The organism is Christiangramia aquimixticola, from assembly GCF_048285835.1.
In the GTDB taxonomy this organism is placed as follows: Bacteria; Bacteroidota; Bacteroidia; order Flavobacteriales; family Flavobacteriaceae; genus Christiangramia; species Christiangramia aquimixticola.
Genome location: NZ_JBLVTL010000001.1, coordinates 482,870 through 486,051 on the forward strand (window position 1 = coordinate 482,870; position 3,182 = coordinate 486,051).

Annotated in this window: 5 protein-coding genes; 3 read left to right on the forward strand and 2 right to left on the reverse strand. The window is 36.7% G+C overall.

Annotation, left to right across the window (positions count from 1 at the left end):
* Positions 1 to 40: 40 nt before the first annotated feature.
* Positions 41 to 988: an FKBP-type peptidyl-prolyl cis-trans isomerase gene (locus ACNKXV_RS02145; protein WP_417906050.1), complete on the reverse strand. Its 948-nt coding sequence runs from the start codon at positions 986 to 988 to the stop codon at positions 41 to 43.
* Positions 989 to 1,068: 80 nt separating this feature from the next.
* Between ACNKXV_RS02145 and ACNKXV_RS02150 the strand changes: the two genes are divergently transcribed.
* Genes ACNKXV_RS02150 through ACNKXV_RS02160 form a run of 3 tightly spaced genes read left to right on the forward strand, consistent with a single transcriptional unit; the run spans position 1,069 to position 2,539 of the window.
* Complete coding sequence (locus tag ACNKXV_RS02150; RefSeq protein WP_417906051.1) at positions 1,069 to 1,467, forward strand: RNA-binding S4 domain-containing protein; 399 nt, start codon at positions 1,069 to 1,071, stop codon at positions 1,465 to 1,467.
* On the forward strand, positions 1,460 to 2,035 hold the full coding sequence (locus tag ACNKXV_RS02155; protein ID WP_417906052.1) for a methyltransferase domain-containing protein: 576 nt from the start codon (positions 1,460 to 1,462) through the stop codon (positions 2,033 to 2,035). Before ACNKXV_RS02150 ends, ACNKXV_RS02155 begins: the two co-directional genes overlap by 8 nt.
* A gap of 3 nt (positions 2,036 to 2,038) precedes the next feature.
* A complete protein-coding gene (locus ACNKXV_RS02160; RefSeq protein ID WP_417906053.1) occupies positions 2,039 to 2,539 on the forward strand; it encodes a phosphoribosyltransferase family protein in 501 nt (166 codons plus the stop codon).
* Here the strand turns inward: ACNKXV_RS02160 and ACNKXV_RS02165 are convergent.
* Positions 2,531 to 3,052: a shikimate kinase gene (locus ACNKXV_RS02165; protein WP_417906054.1), complete on the reverse strand. Its 522-nt coding sequence runs from the start codon at positions 3,050 to 3,052 to the stop codon at positions 2,531 to 2,533. The two genes, ACNKXV_RS02160 and ACNKXV_RS02165, sit on opposite strands and share 9 nt — an antisense overlap.
* Between the last annotated feature and the right edge of the window lie 130 nt (positions 3,053 to 3,182).

The following is a 3,182-nucleotide window of genomic DNA, read 5'->3' on the forward strand; positions in this document are numbered from 1 at the left end:
GCCCGGATGTCCGGGCTTTTTTTATTTGTACAGGCAACTATTACTGGAAAGTATCAGGATCTAAATAATCCGGAGTTCCATCATTGTTGCTATCTGTAAATATTATCGTTCCGTCTTCTGCAATTTCGATCTCATCTCTGGTAGGAGTTCCATCGCCATCATCATCGGCATCAGAATTATTTGGTATTCCATCTTCATCTGAATCGTCATTGGAAACATCCTTATCTCCATCCAGATCTTCTAAATAAGAAGGAATCCCATCATTATCATGATCTGCTTCAACAGCTATCAACATATCAAATTGGAAAACAAGCGGAGAATAAGAAGGAATACCTGCTCTTGGAATATTGAAATACCCAAGGCCTGAAGGAATAAAGATTGCTCCAATTCCATAATCATTATTCCACTTAATGGTATTATCGGCATTAACGGTGTATCCACTGGCAGAACCAAAGAACTGAAGCCCTTCCTTAAAACCTTCAATTACCCCGTTGATCTTAGAAGCAACTACACCATTACGAACAATTGAATATGGAGAAAGATTGAACCACACAGGGGATTTTGTAGTATTGTCAAAAACGGTCCCGTTTAGAAGTTCACCTTTGTAAGTCACATACGTTGAGTCAGCAAAAGTAGGTTTTGCGCCCACCCCTTCTCTAATTTTTAGAATATACATTTGCTGATCGATCCCTTGATAGTTCACGGTTTTAGTGATCAGTTTATCAGATTCTATGATAGGCGTCTTATTGCTGTTTTCTCCGGCGATAGTGTCAAATTTGACCTTATAATCAAAGTCATCACCTGGATTTTCAAATTCTTCGTAATTGTAAAAATGGGTGGAAAGGTAATCTAAAAGTGCCTGATCATCTTCGATAGCCTGTTCACCTCGGTCTCTAACCGGAATGGTTACGAGGTCATCATCATCACTTTTACATGAAAATGCAAGAAATGCTACAAGTCCAATCAGTAAATATTTGTTTATTCTCATCAGAATTCTATTTTGGAGCCGCAAGATACAATAATCTTGTATTTTTGCTCAATTATGAACGTTGATTTGGAGGTCAAATTATGAGAGTTGATAAGTTTTTATGGTGCGTACGGTATTTCAAAACCAGAAGCGTTGCTACCAATGCTTGCAAGCAGGGAAAAGTAAGACTTGGTGATGAAATTTTAAAACCGTCAAAAGATGTATTTCCGGGAGATAAACTTAGGGTAAGGAAGAACCAGATAAATTATGAACTTGAAATTCTGGATCTGCCCAAGAGTCGTGTTGGCGCTAAACTGGCAAATATCTATGTTCACGACATCACTCCAAAAGAAGCATTTGAAAAACTGGAGTTATTAAAGTATTCCAAGGATTATTACCGAAAGAAAGGAACCGGAAGACCTACCAAAAAGGATCGAAGGGATATTGACGAATGGTTTGATACGGCAGAAGATGACGTAAAAGACAAAAAGGATGAATAAAGACTTCTGGGCGAATCGCTATCATCAAAATAAAACCGGCTGGGATATTGGCTACGTTTCCATTCCTTTAAAGGAATATATAGATAAGCTAAGTGATAAAAATTTAAAAATTCTAATTCCCGGTGCCGGGAATGCTTATGAAGCCGAATATCTTTTTGAGCATGGATTTAAAAACACCTATATCTGCGATATTGCCGCCCCGCCATTAAAAAACTTTAAACAGCGAAATCCCGAATTTCCCGAAGATCAAATTATTCAGGCAGATTTTTTTGAACTTGATCTGGAGTTTGATCTAATCCTGGAGCAAACATTTTTTTGTGCTATCCCGGTTGACAAAAGGAGTGATTACGCCAAAAAAACTCATGAACTACTAAAGCCAAAAGCTACACTTGCCGGATTGCTTTTTAATTTCCCGCTTAGTGCTGATGGCCCTCCCTTTGGAGGAAGCAGAGATGAATATTTAACGTATTTTAGTCCATATTTTGAAATTGAGATTCTTGAAACAGCTTACAATTCAATAAAACCGAGACAGGGAAATGAATTGTTCTTTAAATTCAGAAAAAAGTAATCTATGAAAGCGCAGCACGCCATATTAGACCAGGAGCAGATCAAACATAAGATAAGACGAATTGCTTATCAAATTTATGAGAGCAATATTGAAGAACCGGAAATTATCATCGCCGGGATCGCCAGGAACGGATATATACTTGCTCAAAAACTGGAAAAAGAACTTAAGGAGATCTCACCTTTAAATGTTGTTCTGTGTAAAGTAACAATTAATAAAAAGAATCCGCTTGACAAAATAAGTACTTCATTAAGCCCGGAAGATTATAAGGAGAAATCGATAATTCTGGTAGATGATGTTCTTAATTCCGGAACCACCTTAATTTATGGCGTACGGCATTTTCTTGATGTGCCATTAAAACAATTTAAAACGGCTGTCCTGGTGGACAGAAATCATAAGAAGTTTCCCGTAAAGGCAGATTTTAAAGGATTATCCTTATCTACCTCTTTAAGTGAAACAGTAAAGGTCATTTTCGAAAACGAAAATGAAAGAGTCGAACTATTTTAACCGCTCTTTAATTTCAGCAATTATTTCCTGAGAAGTTTTGGAATTACAATCAACGATATAGTCGCTTTGATTATAGTAAAAACCTCGTTCGAATAAATGTTTCCGTATAAATTCTTCGAGCAATTCTTCGGTTTCAAGATGACTTATCATGGGACGGCTATCTTTTTCCTTTAAAAGCCTTCCTTTTAAATTCTCAATGTTAAGTTTTAGATATACAGAAGCAACATCCTCTTCAGCTTTTATCATTTCCATATTATTCCCGTAACAAGGAGTTCCTCCCCCCAAAGCCACTACGGCTGGTGAATCAAATTTTAATAATTTCTCCAGCATTTTTCTCTCGGCCTTCCTAAAGAAAACCTCTCCTTTTCGGGTAAAGATCTCCGAAATCTTCATGTCACATTGCTTTTCTATCTCATTATCAAGATCTAAAAATTCACAACCCAGACTTTCCGCCAGCTGATTTCCAATAAATGACTTTCCGGATCCCATATAACCCAATAAAAAAATTTTCATGTCTAAAACGCTTAAAATGAGTGAAACGCAAAACTATGATAAAATTATAGCAAATTAGTCTTGATAAATTAATTAATGGATGTATATTTGCACCCGCATTCGCAAAACGACGGATGTTTTTTATTGATCT